Below are 17,215 nucleotides of genomic sequence, written 5' to 3'. Positions count from 1 at the left end.
TGTTCGCAGAAGATGTCTTTATCTGGTGTCGCACGTTACTCTTTATCGAGTAATTAACCTTCTTTGTTAAAAGGTTCGTCCGCAATTTTAATGGAGTCGGTTGGGCAACCATCACAGGAATCTTGGAGATCATCAAACAAATCGTCCGGAATCGCTGTCACACCGCAGTTTCTGTCATTTTCGTAAATAACTTCTGCCAAACCTTCATCATCGTAATCAAAAATATCAGGAGCCGTTGCGCCACATGCACCACAAGCGATACAAGTGTCTTTTTCGACCCAAGTGTACTTAGCCATTTTTTTCTCTGCCTCCCGTTAAGCAATGCTGCGCTGTTGAACCAGCGTCTTATTTTTCTCATATTAATATAAAAAGAATACAATTTCAATTGATTTTCAATACGTTTGCATTTCTGACGCATTCTATAGTATCAATTTCGACACGTTTTATCAATCTTTATCTGACTCAACAGACAACAGATTATCCTTTTGCAGTGAGGTGCCTCGTTCCTTATGATTACGTAGCCTTGCAGAATGGGTGTCACTTAACATCCCAGCGGTCAAAACTGCATTTTCACCAAACTTATTGCGAAGCATATCCATGGCCTTGGTCAGTGACTCTTTCTTAGGCTGCTGTTCGTAATCGAACAAATCCAGCTGAATTGCAGAATCCTCTTTAGCGATCAATCCTTGCAAGGTCACACCAAGCAGTCGAACGGGCTTCTCACCATTCCAATGTCGAACATAAAGATCACAGACAGACTTGTAGATATCTTCTCCACTCTCTGAAGGCGCCTCAAGCTGCCGCGAACGAGTAATGGTCTTCATATCCGGTGTCCGAATGGTAAGCTGCACACCTGAAGCCACAAGCCCTTGCTTTCGCAAGCGCCGCGCTACCTGATCACTTAGATTCAGCAAAATGGGGCGTACCTCAGCAAGGCCAATAACATCCCGCGGCAGTGTAGTGGTGTGTCCGATCGACTTACTTTGCTCTCGCTCAGGATTTACTATCCCATGATCGATGCCGTTCCCTGCACGCTTTAGCCATGAGCCCATAACTCCAAAATTCTCAACCAGCATTTTCTCATCAGACGCCGCTAATTGACCAATGCTGTAAATTCCCAGCTTACGGAGCTTCTCTGCCGTTTTTCCACCGATACCGAACATTTCATTACATGGCTTATCCCATAAAATCTTAGGTACATCCCGCAGCCGCAGCACCGAAATACCATTTGGCTTTTTTAAATCCGAAGCCATCTTCGCCAGGAGCTTATTTGGAGCAATACCAATGGAGCATGGCAAGCCCAATTCTTCCATTATACGGCGCTGAATAGTTTCCGCAATTTCCATAGGCGTACCGAATTGTCGAGAGCCAGTTATATCTAAGTAACATTCATCTATCGACACTGCTTCCAGTAATGGTGTATAGCTATAAGCAATCTGCATAAACGCATTAGAATATTTGCGGTATAAATGGAAGTCCGGCTTAATAACGATAAGCGATGGACAAATACGAAGCGCCTTCTGAACCTGCATACCCGTCGAGATCCCCAATCTGCGGGCGACATACGAACAAGTAACAATAATCCCTTTCCGTAATTCAACGCTACCCGCAACCGCAGTAGCCTTACCTCTGAATTGGTCAGGATCCTCTGCCTCATGTACCGAGCAATAAAAAGCATTCATATCCACATGCAGGATAACCCTGCCACTCGTTGGATAATACTGATCAACATTCTGCACAATATCTACCTTCTTATCCTCAGGGTCTCTATTGTCCAATTTAGAATACCTCTCCGCTGCGGTTAGGTCAACTTAAGAGGCTGTAAAGTTCTTTGTTACATTCCCGCGTAAAAATGCTATAATGTATAAATTCATTTCCCTTGCCAATGCTTCCGATGTGAGTTTTGCACGAAGTGAATCCGGAAGACGAAGCTTACAAAACTTTTAGGAGGACACTCATGTCTAAGTCCATCTCCATCTTCGATACTACATTACGCGACGGCACCCAAGGTGAAGGCATCAGTCTGTCGGCTGACGACAAGCTGAAGATTGCCAAGAAGCTCGATGATCTGGGTGTGCACTATATTGAAGGTGGCATCCCGGGAAGCAACAATAAAGACATTGAATTTTTTAAAAGAGTCAAGGAGCTTCATCTGAACGCCAAAATCACAGCGTTCGGCAGCACACGGCGGAAGAATTCCTTGGCCGAAAACGATGACAATTTAAAACGTATGATTGATGCAGGAGTTCCTGCTGCTACACTCGTCGGAAAATCTTGGGATTTTCATGTACACACTGCATTACAGACTACGCTTGAGGAGAATCTCGCCATGATTGGCGACTCCATATCCTACTTGAAACGCAAAGGCCTTGAAGTAATTTTTGATGCCGAGCATTTCTTTGATGGATACAAGAACAATCCTGAATATGCAGCAGCCGTTCTGTCCAAAGCCCAGGAAGCCGGAGCAGATTGGCTTGTAATGTGCGATACCAACGGTGGAACATTGCCTTTTGAAATTCATGAGATTGTTACCGCTCTGGCTGGGCAGCTACCTGGAGCAAATCTTGGAATTCACACTCACAATGACTGTGAGCTGGCGGTAGCTAATACACTTAGCGCCATCGGTGCTGGAGCACGGCAAGTTCAAGGTACCATTAATGGTTACGGCGAACGATGCGGCAATGCCAACCTATGTTCCATCATCCCTACCCTTCAGCTCAAAATGGGATACCACTGTATTCCTGGTGATTCTTTACCGCAGCTTACGAACACAGCACGCTATATTAGTGAAGTTGCCAATGTTAATCTGCCGGTAAATCAACCTTATGTCGGAAATGCAGCTTTCGCACACAAAGGTGGAATCCATGTCTCCGCCATCATGCGTGATTCACGGACCTATGAGCACATCGCTCCTGAGCTTGTCGGGAATAAACAACGTGTGCTGGTCTCTGAACTGGCTGGACAGAGCAATGTGCTCTCCAAGGCGCAAGATATGGGTTTGAATTTGGATCCAAGCAGCGAGCAAGCTCGCCGGGTGATCGAGAAGATCAAAATGATGGAGCATCAGGGGTATCAATTCGAAGGTGCTGATGCCTCGCTGGAGCTATTGCTTCGGGAAGCTACCGGCGAGATGAATGAAACCTTTACCTTTGAATCCTTCAAGATGTTAGTCGAAAAAACCGCAGAGCATCCAGTTGTATCTGAAGCCTTCGTTAAACTGAAGGTTGGCAATGAGAACCTTTATACCGCTGCTGAAGGTAACGGTCCGGTCAATGCACTCGACAACGCTCTTCGTAAAGCGCTGCAGACCTACTTCCCGCAATTGAAGGAAATGCATCTATCAGACTATAAAGTCCGTGTTATAGATGAACAGGATCAGACTGCTGCGAAAGTACGGGTATTGATTGAATCCAAGAACTTCACAGACACTTGGAGTACGGTAGGCGTCTCCAGTAACGTCATTGAAGCCAGCTGGGAAGCGCTTGTTGACAGTATGCGCTACGCACTTCTGAATCAACTCTCGCTGGAAAATGAACAGTCTGGAAGTACTGAACCTAGAGGCCTGGTAAATCATTAATTCATACCTTTCATAAGCATTCATATGACGAAGAACCCCCTTCAACAGTTTAACTGTAATGAAGGGGGCCTTTTATAATTCTTTGGTGTAGATCCTTTATGATTCGGTAAGCTTGATAATTTTTTTCTCCAGCTCTTCCGGACTAAGAATGCCCAGAATAATCTCTGAGATCACTCCATTCTTGTCAATAAGCACGTTGGTAGGAAATACTGCCCCGTTATATTTGCTGTACACCTCATCTTTCACATCAAACATAACCGGGAACACAAGACCGTATTTCTTAATAAAACGTTCTGCATTGGGTTTATAATCCTGACTACTCACATTAATACCGTAAATATCTAGAACATCCTTATACTTAGTGGCCATGGTGTTAAGCTCCGGAGCTTCCTCCTTGCAGGGATCACACCATGAAGCCCAGAAATTAACGAGGACTGCCTTCTCTCGCGGCCCGTCAACTACATATGTAGTCCCATCCGTTCCTTGGAGTGAAAATGAGGGAGCGAGCAGTCCAGCCTTAGGTCCTATTTTCATTGGCGGCTCATCTTGTTGTCCAAAAACAGCGGTAGCCTTCGGCTCACGATTATGCCACACCGCAAACACAGCTACACATACAATAAGAATCACTATCGTGATATTCAATTTATTTACTGCTTTCATAGGGATCTGTTCCTTTTCGAATGGAATAGTTTTCTACTATTGTACCCTCATTAACTTCAATTTCAAACCATCCATTTTTTAGACAAAAAGAAAAATAAAAAGAGGGTATCGTCAGCGACGAAACCCTAATGAAGAGAGAGGGGTGAACAAATGGCAGCATTACAGGGAAATGTCCAGCCTATAAGACTGAAATATTCCGTACAGCAAGCACTGGGGAAGCACTTGCTGTCCAGTTACCCGCATGAAGCATGCGGAGTCCTGCTGGGTGCTGCCGCAGCGGGTGGCATGCTCATCGATACTTACGTACCTATGCGCAACGTAGCGCCAGACCCGCTGCACACATTCACTCCCCACCCTGAAGAATGGATTCATGTTCTTTACAATGAGCCGACACTCATCGGTTTATTTCATTCCCACCCAAATTCAGAACCTATACCTTCGGTTGCCGATTATAAAGGATTAGCAGCACTTGGACCTGAATTTAAGGTCTACCTTATTGGTTCTCCCAGACCTGAAGATAGCTGCTCTCCATTTCTGAATGGATTTTATATTGAGCGGTATTCAAATGAACAAGGAACATCTTTCCCTTTCCCTGAACTATCTCAAGCCCCGCTTCACGTTCTACTTAAATAAGCATATAAATCGCCTAAGGTATCTACTTGGCCCCGCTCCGAAATTTCGCGAAGATAAGCCACCCACAGCCGGGCTGTCATTTTGGCATCCTCTAATGCATTGTGACGTCCATGAATCGGAATTTCATGGACAAATAACAGTTCATCGAGTGTATAGTTATTTCGCTGCGGCTCAAGCCAACGTGCAAGCATCATCGTGTCCAGCACCCGGTGTGTAAGCTGAACTTTAGAAGTTCTCCATAGCGCGGCATTGAGAAAAGCTTTATCATGCGAGCTTGCATGTGCCACTAGCACATTTTGCCCCACAAAGGACATGAAATTATGAAGGCCATCAATTAAGGAAGGGGCGGATTGTGTCATTTCTTCCGTTATCCCTGTTAACCTCGTAATATCTTCTGGAATTGCCGTCTGACAATTCACCAAGGTGTAAAAGCATTCATCTTCCTTAATTTCCTCTCCAACAACCTTAATTGCACCAAACGACATAATTTCATCTCCATGCTGATGAGAAAATCCCGTCGTCTCTAAATCAAATATAACCGTCTCCAGTTCAGACAGCGGAGTACGCAGCACCTCAGGACGACGCTTCTCACGCATGAGAGATCGGATGTAGGCCATTTGCTGCGCAGTCTGATGAGCAGTTTCTCCCCCTCTCATCGAAGCGATTGCCGACGGCATTCCACCTTGTCTCAGGTTGTTCCAGAATCCTCCATTCTTGCTTGGCTCCCTCATGTTCGCCACCTTTCCGCTGAGCGGAGCTGACGCTGCAACGCCCGATGAAGGCGTCTAACAAGCAGCAGGCTTTCACGCAGCTCAGACAATAGCTGCTTATTCTTCAGTTCACTCTCAGCAATATAATCACTGCTGATTAACAAGCCATTCTGGACACTAAATGGCGTGTTCACTCGCATCCGCATCGCCAATAAGAAAGCTCGCCGAATATCATCCAGATGTTGATATTTGTGAAGTCTTTCAAGCTCTTCAATTCGCTCTAAGGTCGAGCTAGCTCTAATATGATGCAATAACGATAAGCGTCTAACAATGTTCACTACCGGTATATAGACTCCATACTTAATGTCAAATCCACCTGCATAATCCCCAAAGCGCTCTGTTAACACCTGTCCCAGCAGATTTAAAGTCGCTTTATGGCGGACTGTATTGCGAAGAACAGCCACAGACAACTCCTCATTGTCAATAAAACCCTCATAGAAAGCCTCTTGCCACAATGCTGATAACTCCGTACTTCCCGCAACATGACGCATATCTGAAGAAATGATAAGATACCGAATTGGCTCCCATTCCAACTGGGTTCTCCATTCCTTCAGCTGCTCCTTCCATTCCGATAACGTCTTCCTCCACATCCCTTGGGAGCACATTACCTTGCCTGCACATTTCTCATATCCCACTTCTTCAAGCAGATCGGATAACATCATTCCAAAAAAATCAAAGTATCTATTCTTCTCCCCATCCGGTTCACCCTCAACGATCAAACCATTATCCTGATCGCTCCACAGTGTAGCTTCCTGCCTTCCACTACTGCCAAACACAATAAATGAATAAGCACAGGGAGGCGGGCCATAGCCCGCCTCTTTCATCTGCGCCTCACATATTAGTACTGCAGTCTCTGCAATAAGATCATGCATTGTATTCACACGAAACATCCATTCCTCAATCGGAATTACATTCAACTGTTCCAGTAGAATACTTTGGCAGGCAATTCGCCTCTCCCTAAGTTCCTGTGGCGAACCGGCTAAAACGATGGTACTAAAGCTTTCTTCATCATACCCGTCTGTTAACTCCATCGAAGCCACACGGTCCGCCTCCCTATCTGAGGATTCATATTATTGTTTAAGGGTTTTGGATTCCGATTCTGCAATTAATTTCATTTGTTCAGGGTATCCGTAAGTACCATGCTCACTGATATCTAGGCCCATCAATTCTTCTTCTTCCGTAACACGAAGTCCTGTTGTTACCTTCATTACATATAAGATAATGAATGAAAGCACGGCTACGAAAGCAAATGTTCCTACTACCCCAAGCACTTGAACACCCAGCTGGTGGAAACCTCCACCGTAGAACAATCCGGCTTCCCCTACCAAAGCACCTTTAGTAATAAGATCCGGTGCAGCGAATAGACCCGTGGAAACCGCGCCCCACATTCCCGCAATACCATGTACCGAGAAAGCATAGATTGGATCATCAAGTCCTGCACGTTCCAGCCATTGGGAAGTCATGAATGTGAACGCACCCGCTACTAAACCAATAATGATTGCCGCCCATGGTTCAACGTAAGCACATGCACCAGTGATCGCAACCAATGCAGCTAGAACACCATTCAGCATTGCTGGAATATCAGATTTACCAAAATACAACCAAGAAGCAATTAATGCCGCCAAACCGCCTGCTGCTGCTGCGATATTAGTGGTTAATGCTACGTGACCGAAGAAACCTCCCATTGGGGACAAAGCACTACCTGGATTGAATCCGAACCAACCAAACCAGAGGATAATCACACCGAGTACAGTAAATACTTGGTTATGACCTGGAATAATAACAGGTTTACCTTCTTTATTAAACTTACCAAGTCGTGGCTTAAGTAATATGGTTGCTACTACCGCTGCAGTGGCACCAGTAAGATGGACAACCGTAGAACCTGCATAATCTTGCATTCCCAGCTCAGCCAACCAGCCGCCGCCCCATACCCAGTGTGCTACGACAGGATAAATTACAATTGAGAATAAAATTCCGAATATAATGTACACACTGATCTTTGCACGTTCTGCCATGCCTCCAGATACGATAGCTAAGGAAACTGCTGCAAACGCCATTTGGAACAAGAATTTAACATTTAAAGTAACATCAGAAAATGCAAGTGATTCAAATGAAGATGCTGTTGAATCTCCGCCATACAAGAAGCCTGTAGTACCGAAGAAGCCGTTACCGTTACCGAAGCCAAGTCCAAAGCCAACGGCCCAGAAACATACACTCGCAATGGCTAGTGTCAGTACCGTCTTACCGGCTACGTGACCTGCATTCTTCATTCGAACTGATCCTGCTTCAAGCATCGCGAACCCTGCTTGCATAAAGAAAACTAAGATGAATGCCAGGAAGGTAAACGCGGTATCCAATCCGACCTGCAAATCTGCATTTGTTGGACCGTCCGCCGCAAAAGCACTTACCGGATAAACCATCAGCGTAATCATGGCCAGTAACATCATCAACCATTTCTTTTTCATTTTTACCCCACTCCCCAATGTTATATTTTCTAACAAAGCGTGAAACTCTTAATGTCATTATAATCAGAAGTCAGGTAAATTGACAAGACTATTTTTGGTAATGTTTTTATTTTATTTTCACCAAACTCACAAATTCTCCATAGTACACTTGGACTATCTCAGTATTTTAGGCCCATACAGCTATGAATTCATTGAAATAACTACGTAAAGATCCGCTCTAATATTACTTTTTTATCGAATTATCCTTATTAATTCTCCAATAAACATAACATTAAATGTCATGTTTATAGTTAGGATTTATTAATGAGCATAATCGGTTCAAATTTGATATCACATGGAGTTTGAGTGTATTGTATATAAACAACGCATTTCATTTCATGAATTAACCTCTCTTTAATGCATATACTTTATGAAAGTATGACGTTTGACTGTATGGTTTCCAGTTTGTTATCATTACAGATAGCATAATAGAAACCACCAATATAGGAGACGACTATCCTTTATGGACAGTCGAATTCGATTAGTGAGGCGAGGTAGCATGGGGATATGATTCTATATCGAATTGGAGAATTAGCTAAGGCTGCTCACATCAGTGAGCGCACCATTGATTATTACACGAAATTGGGGTTAATCTCCCCAGAGTCAAGAAGCACCAAAAATTACCGACTTTACAGTCATGAAACCTTGGTCGACTTAGAACGTATTAATCAATTAAAGCATGACAAGTATTCATTGGAAGAAATCAAATCCATGATGAGCAAATGGAGCGAGGCTACTCCTGAAACTGACGTATCCGATAAATTAGTCGAGCTTGAGCAGCATATGCAACGACTAGAACGTGAAGTAAAGGCACTTGAACCCATTATAAGCGGTCTGAAGCCGGGACAGGCCAGACGCGCGCTCTCTAACTTACTCCCACAAGGAGTGGCCTGCATGGAGGCGATTCGGCTTCTATTGCTTACGCAAGGACCGCCAATGTAAATACCATATTTACAATACAGTGGAGGAATGCAGCTATGGGAATGTATCTATTAGTAATTATCGCTTTTATTTTTTCATTATGGGCCCAGTTCAGAGTTAAAGGGACATTCAGCAAATGGTCCAAGGTGGCCAACTTAAACGGTCTGACAGGATATGAAGCAGCTAGACGCATGCTCGACGCAAATGGACTTCACGATGTTCCGATTGAGCCTGTAAGAGGTACGCTTTCTGACCACTATGATCCGATTCACAGAGTTGTACGCTTATCAGAGCCTGTTTATTATGAGAGTTCTATCGCAGCAGTCTCAGTCGCTTGTCACGAAGTGGGTCACGCCATTCAGCATAAAGTAAGTTATCCTATGTTAACACTACGTCACCGGATGTTCCCAGTAGTTAATTTTGCATCAGGTATAGCACCATTCATGCTTATGGCAGGATTTATATTCGGTTACTTTAATCTTGTAGGCCTTGGTATCATTTTCTTCTCGGCCGCTGTTGCCTTCCAGCTTGTGACACTCCCAGTTGAGTTCAATGCCAGCAACCGGGCACGTCAAGTCATGGTAGAGCAAGGCTACATTCGTAACGAAGAGGAACGCGGAGTAGCCAAAGTCCTAAACGCAGCTGCATTAACGTACGTTGCCGCCGCGCTAGTCTCCTTACTCGAACTGCTTCGTTTGATTACTGTCTTTTTAGGTAACCGCGACTAATACAAAAATACAGCACAAAAAGAAACCCCGGAAGGCTAAGAGCCAACCGGGGTATTATTTTGCCTCGCTTTAAAATAGGATATCAAAAAAGTCCGAAACGAACGTGCAACCAGCGGCAACTTACTATCTGTTCGGTAAATCAAACCAACCGTCCTCGTCACAGCAGGCTCCACAACCCTTACCTGAGCTGGCTGGAGAGGATTCGTCTGATAGAACGCCATCTCCGGCAGAAGGCTTACACCCATCCCTGCCGCCACTAAACCACGTATGGTATCAGTCTCCCCACCTTCGAATGCAATCTGTGGTTGAAATCCCGCCTGCAAGCACGCTTGCCAAACGATCGGTCTCAAAGAATAACCTTGACTGAATAGAACAAACTTTTCATTTTGAAGCTGTTCCAGTCGGATCTCAGATTCTCCTGCCAGCTGATGATTCTGAGGAAGTATTGCAAATAACTCTTCAGTCATAACAATATCTCCAGAGACATGCTCATCATTTTCCGGAAAAGGCGAAATAAACGTTAAATCCACCTCTCCAGATAATACGTCCTTTATCAGCGAAGGGTAAGAGCCCTGCTTAAAGCGAAACTTAACATGGGGATAGTGCTGGCGGAATTCTGCAACGATAGTCGGGATAAGATGCGTTCCAAGACTGTGAGGAAACCCTATACGAATCTCTCCACGTTCCGGATCTAGAAATTCATGCACTTCATTTACCGAATGTTCCAATTCCTTAAGAATACTATCCACCCGCTTGCAAAAGAGCTGTCCAACCGGCGTAAGCTGCAAATTACGCCCTTTTTGCATGAACAAGTCAACCCCAAGCTCTTGCTCCAATTGATGAATCTGACGGCTTACCGCAGACTGCGCTACATGAAGTTCCTCCGCCGCTCTTGTTACATGTTCTTTTTGGGCTACCTTTAGAAAATATTGCAGCTGTCTTAGCTCCACTCCATCATCGCCCCTGTCTTAGGCTTTTTTTAAATATACGAATAATAAGTCCATATAGGAAAAAGCCAGAAACCAAGCCTCCGATATGCGCAACCCAATTCACATTTGGTGTTGCAAACGACATAATGATCCCGATTACAAGCAAACCGTATAACGTCTTTCGCGAGCCTTCGTCCATCATCGCCCGTTGAATAACAGCAATGTATAAAAATGCGCCATAGACGGCGTAGATTGCTCCAGAAGCACCTACCGAGACCGTACCTACCTCTAATACTGAGCGACTGCTGATTGCAATCGTTAGAAAATTCGCAAGAACTCCACCTACCACATAAAGAATTGCATATCGCCACCAGCCAAGCAGGCGCTCCAGAGGCGGTGCAAATACCAGTAGAGCGAAGCTATTAAAGAATAGATGGGAAAACCCATTATGTAAAAAAATAGCCGCCACATAACGCCACAGTTCCTCTTTATACGGGCTAACATCAACTATAGCACCAAAATCAACAAGTGTTTGTATATTGGTGGATCCACCATTGAACGCCATGAGCATAAACATAATCACATTAGCTACAATGAGAAGACATGTTACTGGGTAATACCGGAGATAACTTTTCCAATTTTCATACCGAATAAATATCATTACACCCATCCCTTTACATTTATATCTTGCTCTGTTGGACATCTCCCTGTAAATAAGATTATAATTTATTGTGGCAGTAAGAGCCAATATTACAATTCGAGGAGGAAAACAAGGATATGACGCAAGAAAGAACAGGCGTAGCTACTTTCAAAAGCAGCCCCATCACTCTCGTAGGACCCAAGCTTACAGCTGGTGATCCCGCTCCTGATTTTGTTCTAAGTAAGAATCTACTGGAAGAAGTGTCTCTTAGTGATTATGCCGGTAAAATCAAGCTGATCAGTGTTGTACCTTCTCTAGATACTGGTGTATGTGATGCACAGACCCGCCGGTTCAATAGCGAAGCTGCAGAGCTAGGTGACGATGTAGTTATCCTCACGGTAAGTATGGACCTACCATTTGCTCAAGCCCGCTGGTGTGGCGCTGCAGGGATCGATCGCGTAATCACTCTATCCGATCACAAAGCAGCCTCATTCGGACAAGCTTATGGCGTACTAATCAAAGAATTCCGGTTAGATATGCGTTCTATTTTTGTACTAGACAAGAACAACACACTCACCTATGTTGAATATTTGAGTGAAATGACTGAGCACCCTAATTACGAAGATGCTATAGCTGCTGTGAAGAGCTTGCTCTAATTCTCTAGAACAGCAAGTTAGCGGCCATTTTCGACAATACTTACTTATCACTGCAAGCATAAATGCCTTTGTCGTCCTTACAAGGGCGACAAAGTGTTTATGCGAGAAATATAAGACATAAAGTATAGGTGTAGAACTTATACTTTCTTATATTTTGAAAAAAGCGGAAGAAGGTCCATCCTTCTCCCGCTTTTTTTTGTAATAGAAAGATTTATCGATAATATCCAGAGCAGTCAACATTTGCGTAAACGCATTCATACAATCCCTAAGTAAGAAGGTTTAGTAAGAATCTCTGAAAATTAGTCTGCTTTGTATTTTCCTAATTTTTTGTCCAAGGACGCATATAACCGCTGAATGACACGGTAATTAGCACCCAAATCACCTAGCGAACCTCTTGATGCAGAGTACATATCTACGCCACAACGTACAGGTGTGGTATTGAGCACAGAGACAGTAATGTCCAGTGTACGGCCGAATGCCGTTCTCTTCTCCAGAGTGATCTCACCTACTGACTCCACTTCATGAAGCACCTTGAATCCAGGAATCTTCTTAAGCGTTGATGAAACTTCCTCCCAAGCTTTGTCTTTCGTTAGATTGTAATAACGCGTTTTTAATGTCGGATCTTTTGCGCGGTCGCTTGTTCCATCATGACTACGGAATAAACCGACCAAGGTTCTTTTTAACGACAAAATTCTTCCCCCTCTACAAATCCCAAGTTCATTATTCTAAGTGTAACACTCTTGTCTCAGGAACAAAAGGGTATTACTCACTTTCTCCTTGTTCCAGACACACAAAAAAGCGCCCGTTCCCAACTTTCACGGGATACAGGGCGCTTTGGCCTAAACAATAGAAAACCCGCTTATGCCGTCCGGCTACAGTGTCTTCTGAACCTGCTAGAGCAGGTGGGTGATCGCAGAAAACGTTTTTGAATTCCCCAAGTCATATAGACAGGGCTGTTCAGCTGCGCTTCGTGTAGATCTCCCAAGACATTATCATTGGTTCAAAACAACGAGCAACCGTAACGAACATCGCAGGATTTGTTATTATTATATTGCGTTTTAACGAAAAAGTAAACCTGTATGCGCTTTATTTTACACTGGAATTAAATTACTGACGATTTCCAATGCTTAATACTCGTCTTTGTTAAATACGTTTTACATCTTTATCCTCAACATCGTCTTCAAAATCATCATCGTCATCGTCGTCATCCTCTTGATTGTTCAAAGCAGCTTCTCGCTCTTCTTCCTCTTTCAGTTTCTTCTGCTCCACCTGCAGTTGCAGTTTATTATAGGTAGCATAGAAGTTAAAGAAAGCAGCCATCGCAATCAACGTTGGAATACAGATGAAATACAGTGCTGGATATCTAAGACCAATATAAGCTAGCACTGCAGCTGCAATCAAAGTTGAGAACACGCGAATTGGACGTGCTATAGTCAGCAATATTGAGTTAGTCATCACTTGTTTAAAGCTCATTTGATAATGAACGACAATAGAAAAGAAGTTAAACATGGACACCGATAAAATAATCATGAGCACTAACATCAAAATACCAACAATTCTGAAGTTAGGCATTTGTGTCATGTAAACCGTTACATCGACGTACATAATAACGAACATCAATGTGTAGATAATTCCACCGAGCATACTTTTTAAATAATTCTCTTTATACCCCTGAAAAAACGTACGAAAAGTTCCTACATCCGTGTTCCCCATAACCCATTTGCGCACAACGGTAAATAAAGCCGCCGAAGCAGGAAATACTGTAAATGGCGCCAGAATCCCCATAGCCCAGTTCAATGTGAGCTGCTCATTTACTCCACCTGAGCTTGTCCCAAGCATCATCAATTTCATCAATCCAAAAAATAAAAACGGGGCGGAACATAGTGCCCATAAGATATTACTAGCTGCGATACGTGTAATCCATTCTGTGATGCGGTATAAACCACCCATTGCTCCTTTAAACTCCAATTCCCTTCCTCCTCTGTCTCTTGCATACTGCTTATCTTAACTATACCTCATTTGACCTACTCTTTTCCATAGCCCAACTTTCTGAATTCTAGGTCATCGTCTATACATTAAGTCTATAAAGTCCATATATTGGGATTGTGACCATAAGAATTTCCAAAATCACCACATTCTAAAGGAGGTTATTATATGTCCTCACCTGTTGGCTACGGCGGCTGGACTTCCACTGGTACGATCCTCGTATTGTTTATCCTGCTAGTTATCATCACTCGTACTTTCATTTAAATAAGCTGCTAATTCAATAAACACCCTTATATTTCAGCAAAAAGAAGACGAGAACCGCTATTCGGCATCTCGTCTTCTTTGTATTTTGATAAATCATCACCCGCGGGTTCTGATCAAGTATTAATTATCGAAATCTTCGCGTTTTGCTGGACGCGTGCTTGTGCTGCTTGGGCGAGTAGATGGTTTGCGGTCCGCACTGCGGTTCGCTCCACCATCACGGCTAGCTGCTCCATCACGGTTGCCTTTATAGCCACCGCCATAACCGCCACTGCCACTACCATAGTTACTACCACCGCTGCTGTAGCCACCACGACTTCCGCCACCGTTGTTGTCACGGTTTCCACGGTATCCACCAGTGCTGCCACCGGAAGTACCACGGTTACCACCGTAACCACCATTAGGTTTGCGGCCACTGCGAATGTCGTTCTTACCACCACGACGTTTAGCACGGATTGGATCTTCAGGAGTCAATTCAATTGCAGAATCCTTCTTATCACCAGTCAGAAGCTTCATTGCAGCTGACAGCAATTGAACGGAATCATATTGCTCAAGCAATTGAATAGAAATACCTTTGTACTCATTCAATTCACCGTTCTCAACCATTTCAAGCAAACGTTCTGCTGTTACGCGTTGTTTACCTTCAATAGCCTCAGCCATAGTTGGCAATGGTTTACGAGTAATACGGTGACGAGTAACGCGTTCGATCAAATGCAGGTGATCCATTTCGCGTGGAGTAACGAAAGACCAAGCTGTACCTTCTTTACCAGCGCGACCAGTACGACCGATACGGTGTACATAGCTTTCTGGATCTTGCGGCAAGTCAAAGTTAATTACATGAGTAACGCCGGATACGTCCAAACCACGAGCCGCTACGTCAGTAGCTACCAGAACATCAATGCTGCCATCACGGAATTTACGCATTACAGCATCACGTTGGTTCTGAGACAGGTCACCATGTAATCCATCAGCAGAGTATCCACGTTTTTGCAAAGCTTCTGCAAGCTCATCAACCCGGCGCTTCGTGCGTCCGAACACGATTGCAAGCTCAGGTGATTCCATATCAATCAAACGACTAAGCGCTTCGAACTTTTGACGTTCAGGTACTTCAACATATGCTTGATCAATCAGCGGAGCACTGATTTGTTTCGGAATAACGGAGACGTGTTGCGGGTTGTTCAGGAATTGCTGTGCAAGACGTTGAATGTTTGGAGGCATTGTAGCCGAGAACAACATAGTTTGACGTTCTTCAGGAACGAGCTTGAGGATTGTCTGAATATCTTCCATAAAGCCCATATCCAGCATTTCATCTGCTTCATCCAATACAACAGTTTGAACATCATCCAAACGAATGGTTTTACGGTTGATATGGTCAAGCAAACGTCCAGGTGTACCAATAATAATTTGTGGTTTCTTCTTAAGACCACGGATTTGGCGACCAATATCTTGTCCGCCATAAATTGCCAACGAACGAAGACCTTTAAAACGGCTTAGCTTACCGATTTCTTCTGATACTTGAATGGCCAACTCACGTGTTGGTGCCATAATAAGTGCCAGAATTTTTTCGTCTTCGCGATTAATCTTCGAAATGAGGGGGATACCAAAAGCAGCAGTCTTACCTGTACCAGTCTGTGCTTGACCGATCAGATCCGACCCAGTCAATGCCAATGGAATTGACTGCTCCTGTATCGGTGTTGCCTCCTCAAATCCTAACTCTGTGATTGCTTGTAGCACTTTTGGCTCCAAGCCAAATTCTGCGAATGTTTTCAAATTATTCATGCTCCTTCTATACAGTGGACATTCCACATGCTTGTCTGTATTCTTAAGTAGCGGTAAACACATTTATATGCTGTCCAATCATGCTCTTTTTTCTGCATGATATAGCGCTTTTGGGACGAAAAGCCTCCCTTTCATCAGGTACTTCATTGTACCTGAGCAACTGTAGCTTTACATCCGATGCAATGCAAAAATACCATTGTAACGTCCTACTCAAGAATATCCTGTACATTATATCACAACTCTAAGTAGGAATACCAGTGGGTTCCTTTCTTTTCATTGCATACATGGTTTATTTTTAAATTTATTTATAGAGGTGGATTTGCTTGTTAAGACAGATTTGGAATTGTATTGCAGTTATTTTTGGGGCAGCGTTGATCGCCAGTGGATTTAATCTTTTTCTAATCCCTCATCGCTTACTCAGCGGAGGAGTATCCGGGCTTTCGATGTTAGTGGGTTACTTTACACCACTAAACATAAGCCTCTTGTACTTTCTCTTTAATATTCCATTGCTTGTAGCTGGTTGGTTCCAGCTAGGCCGGAGATTTATTATGCTAAGCATGTTATCCGTTGTGGCAACAACCTGGTTCTTGACGATCATTCCCGAATATTTGGTAGCTACTGATATGCTGCTTTCTTCTGTATTTGGTGGAGTGCTGGTCGGTATTGGCTGTGGCTTCAGCTTCCGTGCAGGTGGTTCATCCGGAGGTTTTGATATCCTGGGATCCATCATCACTAAATTCCGCGATTTCCCAGTTGGAAACGTGGTGGTTAGCTTAAACGGACTCGTTATTCTTGCCGCGGCATATTTTGATAACAACTGGAACTTGGCTCTTGCATCGATGGTATCTATATACGTAACTGGTAAGGTACTGGACATGATTCACATCAGCCATTTAAAGGTAACCGTATATATAGTAACAAATCGTACAGATGAGCTCCTTCAGCACTTAATGGGGCTTCAACGCGGTGTCACAAAGATTAAAACAGAAGGCGCTTATTCTCATGTTGAAAAGGACATGCTAATGACAGTAACAACCCGCTACGAACTTGCTGAACTGCAACGTATTATCCGCACGACAGATCCTCAAGCATTTGTAAATATTGTCGAGACAGTTGGTGTTATGGGCTCCTTCCGAAAAAGATAAAAACTGGCAATGAAAAGTATTAATTT

Annotated in this window: 18 protein-coding genes and 1 other RNA gene; 7 read left to right on the top strand and 12 right to left on the bottom strand. The window is 43.8% G+C overall.

The annotated features are described in order from the left end of the window. Positions 1-53: 53 nt before the first annotated feature. Positions 54-296 carry a ferredoxin gene (locus MKX60_RS30665; RefSeq protein ID WP_042186857.1) on the bottom strand — a complete coding sequence of 81 codons (243 nt, stop codon included), beginning with the start codon at positions 294-296 and terminating at the stop codon, positions 54-56. A 150-nt stretch (positions 297-446) separates the two neighbouring features. After that, the gene (locus tag MKX60_RS30660) at positions 447-1,778 is read right to left on the bottom strand and encodes a DNA polymerase IV (protein ID WP_371915713.1); all 1,332 of its coding nucleotides are present in this window, start codon (positions 1,776-1,778) and stop codon (positions 447-449) included. A 179-nt stretch (positions 1,779-1,957) separates the two neighbouring features. Here MKX60_RS30660 and cimA point away from each other — a divergent pair, with 179 nt between their 5' ends. Beyond that, on the top strand, positions 1,958-3,577 hold the full coding sequence (gene cimA, locus MKX60_RS30655; protein ID WP_341061990.1) for a citramalate synthase: 1,620 nt from the start codon (positions 1,958-1,960) through the stop codon (positions 3,575-3,577). 96 nt (positions 3,578-3,673) lie between these two features. Here cimA and MKX60_RS30650 read toward each other — a convergent pair whose 3' ends face one another. Continuing rightward, entirely contained in the window at positions 3,674-4,237 is a 564-nt protein-coding gene (locus MKX60_RS30650; protein WP_076283167.1) for a TlpA family protein disulfide reductase, read from the bottom strand. Between the two features lie 150 nt (positions 4,238-4,387). On the opposite strand from MKX60_RS30650, the gene MKX60_RS30645 reads away from it, so the two are divergent. Then, on the top strand, positions 4,388-4,870 hold the full coding sequence (locus MKX60_RS30645; protein WP_149643955.1) for a M67 family metallopeptidase: 483 nt from the start codon (positions 4,388-4,390) through the stop codon (positions 4,868-4,870). Here MKX60_RS30645 and MKX60_RS30640 read toward each other — a convergent pair. The 3 genes from MKX60_RS30640 to MKX60_RS30630 are packed head-to-tail and all read right to left on the bottom strand — an operon-like array spanning position 4,852 to position 8,105. Continuing rightward, complete coding sequence (locus MKX60_RS30640; protein WP_340968695.1) at positions 4,852-5,601, bottom strand: exonuclease domain-containing protein; 750 nt, start codon at positions 5,599-5,601, stop codon at positions 4,852-4,854. The genes MKX60_RS30645 and MKX60_RS30640 overlap by 19 nt on opposite strands. Further along, a complete protein-coding gene (locus tag MKX60_RS30635) occupies positions 5,598-6,671 on the bottom strand; it encodes a DUF294 nucleotidyltransferase-like domain-containing protein (RefSeq protein WP_340974808.1) in 1,074 nt (357 codons plus the stop codon). Before MKX60_RS30635 ends, MKX60_RS30640 begins: the two co-directional genes overlap by 4 nt. A gap of 39 nt (positions 6,672-6,710) precedes the next feature. After that, positions 6,711-8,105, bottom strand: a complete 1,395-nt coding sequence (locus MKX60_RS30630; RefSeq protein ID WP_042186849.1) for an ammonium transporter — start codon at positions 8,103-8,105, stop codon at positions 6,711-6,713. A 546-nt stretch (positions 8,106-8,651) separates the two neighbouring features. Between MKX60_RS30630 and MKX60_RS30625 the strand changes: the two genes are divergently transcribed. Next, positions 8,652-9,086, top strand: a complete 435-nt coding sequence (locus MKX60_RS30625; protein WP_042186848.1) for a MerR family transcriptional regulator — start codon at positions 8,652-8,654, stop codon at positions 9,084-9,086. Between the two features lie 35 nt (positions 9,087-9,121). Next, positions 9,122-9,793: a zinc metallopeptidase gene (locus tag MKX60_RS30620; protein ID WP_042186846.1), complete on the top strand. Its 672-nt coding sequence runs from the start codon at positions 9,122-9,124 to the stop codon at positions 9,791-9,793. Positions 9,794-9,828: 35 nt separating this feature from the next. On the opposite strand, the gene MKX60_RS30615 is transcribed toward MKX60_RS30620, so the two are convergent. Together MKX60_RS30615 and MKX60_RS30610 are read right to left on the bottom strand one after the other, a co-directional pair. Further along, a complete protein-coding gene (locus MKX60_RS30615) occupies positions 9,829-10,743 on the bottom strand; it encodes a LysR family transcriptional regulator (RefSeq protein ID WP_042186843.1) in 915 nt (304 codons plus the stop codon). A 4-nt stretch (positions 10,744-10,747) separates the two neighbouring features. Further along, entirely contained in the window at positions 10,748-11,383 is a 636-nt protein-coding gene (locus tag MKX60_RS30610; RefSeq protein WP_339246907.1) for a rhomboid family intramembrane serine protease, read from the bottom strand. Between the two features lie 116 nt (positions 11,384-11,499). On the opposite strand from MKX60_RS30610, the gene tpx reads away from it, so the two are divergent. After that, entirely contained in the window at positions 11,500-12,018 is a 519-nt protein-coding gene (gene tpx / locus MKX60_RS30605) for a thiol peroxidase (protein WP_042186841.1), read from the top strand. A gap of 299 nt (positions 12,019-12,317) precedes the next feature. On the opposite strand, the gene MKX60_RS30600 is transcribed toward tpx, so the two are convergent. From MKX60_RS30600 to MKX60_RS30590, 3 genes are all read right to left on the bottom strand, one after another. Then, positions 12,318-12,707: a DUF1499 domain-containing protein gene (locus MKX60_RS30600; RefSeq protein WP_042186839.1), complete on the bottom strand. Its 390-nt coding sequence runs from the start codon at positions 12,705-12,707 to the stop codon at positions 12,318-12,320. A 159-nt stretch (positions 12,708-12,866) separates the two neighbouring features. Continuing rightward, a non-coding RNA gene (ssrS, locus tag MKX60_RS30595) (6S RNA) lies at positions 12,867-13,058 on the bottom strand. Between the two features lie 103 nt (positions 13,059-13,161). Continuing rightward, the gene (locus MKX60_RS30590; RefSeq protein ID WP_076283170.1) at positions 13,162-13,986 is read right to left on the bottom strand and encodes a YesL family protein; all 825 of its coding nucleotides are present in this window, start codon (positions 13,984-13,986) and stop codon (positions 13,162-13,164) included. A 186-nt stretch (positions 13,987-14,172) separates the two neighbouring features. Here MKX60_RS30590 and MKX60_RS30585 point away from each other — a divergent pair, with 186 nt between their 5' ends. After that, complete coding sequence (locus MKX60_RS30585) at positions 14,173-14,268, top strand: hypothetical protein (protein WP_042186834.1); 96 nt, start codon at positions 14,173-14,175, stop codon at positions 14,266-14,268. 120 nt (positions 14,269-14,388) lie between these two features. On the opposite strand, the gene MKX60_RS30580 is transcribed toward MKX60_RS30585, so the two are convergent. Then, positions 14,389-16,035 carry a DEAD/DEAH box helicase gene (locus MKX60_RS30580; protein WP_076283171.1) on the bottom strand — a complete coding sequence of 549 codons (1,647 nt, stop codon included), beginning with the start codon at positions 16,033-16,035 and terminating at the stop codon, positions 14,389-14,391. A gap of 332 nt (positions 16,036-16,367) precedes the next feature. On the opposite strand from MKX60_RS30580, the gene MKX60_RS30575 reads away from it, so the two are divergent. Beyond that, positions 16,368-17,189 carry a YitT family protein gene (locus tag MKX60_RS30575; protein ID WP_076283172.1) on the top strand — a complete coding sequence of 274 codons (822 nt, stop codon included), beginning with the start codon at positions 16,368-16,370 and terminating at the stop codon, positions 17,187-17,189. Positions 17,190-17,215 lie beyond the last annotated feature (26 nt).

The sequence above is a fragment of the Paenibacillus sp. FSL R5-0914 genome, assembly GCF_038004525.1.
In the GTDB taxonomy this organism is placed as follows: domain Bacteria; phylum Bacillota; class Bacilli; order Paenibacillales; family Paenibacillaceae; genus Paenibacillus_AQ.
The sequence above is the reverse complement of the archived record's forward strand: the minus strand, read 5'-3'. Positions and strand labels throughout refer to the sequence as shown.

Excerpts from the sequence above, each read along its gene's own strand:
- cimA (WP_341061990.1), top strand. The coding sequence starts at position 1,958 with ATGTCTAAGTCCATCTCCATCTTCGATACTACATTACGCGACGGCACC.
- MKX60_RS30635 (WP_340974808.1), bottom strand. The coding sequence starts at position 6,671 with ATGGAGTTAACAGACGGGTATGATGAAGAAAGCTTTAGTACCATCGTT.
- MKX60_RS30650 (WP_076283167.1), bottom strand. The coding sequence starts at position 4,237 with ATGAAAGCAGTAAATAAATTGAATATCACGATAGTGATTCTTATTGTA.
- MKX60_RS30630 (WP_042186849.1), bottom strand. The coding sequence starts at position 8,105 with ATGAAAAAGAAATGGTTGATGATGTTACTGGCCATGATTACGCTGATG.
- MKX60_RS30610 (WP_339246907.1), bottom strand. The coding sequence starts at position 11,383 with ATGATATTTATTCGGTATGAAAATTGGAAAAGTTATCTCCGGTATTAC.
- MKX60_RS30625 (WP_042186848.1), top strand. The coding sequence starts at position 8,652 with ATGATTCTATATCGAATTGGAGAATTAGCTAAGGCTGCTCACATCAGT.
- MKX60_RS30645 (WP_149643955.1), top strand. The coding sequence starts at position 4,388 with ATGGCAGCATTACAGGGAAATGTCCAGCCTATAAGACTGAAATATTCC.
- MKX60_RS30640 (WP_340968695.1), bottom strand. The coding sequence starts at position 5,601 with ATGAGGGAGCCAAGCAAGAATGGAGGATTCTGGAACAACCTGAGACAA.
- MKX60_RS30585 (WP_042186834.1), top strand. The coding sequence starts at position 14,173 with ATGTCCTCACCTGTTGGCTACGGCGGCTGGACTTCCACTGGTACGATC.
- MKX60_RS30620 (WP_042186846.1), top strand. The coding sequence starts at position 9,122 with ATGGGAATGTATCTATTAGTAATTATCGCTTTTATTTTTTCATTATGG.
- tpx (WP_042186841.1), top strand. The coding sequence starts at position 11,500 with ATGACGCAAGAAAGAACAGGCGTAGCTACTTTCAAAAGCAGCCCCATC.
- MKX60_RS30665 (WP_042186857.1), bottom strand. The coding sequence starts at position 296 with ATGGCTAAGTACACTTGGGTCGAAAAAGACACTTGTATCGCTTGTGGT.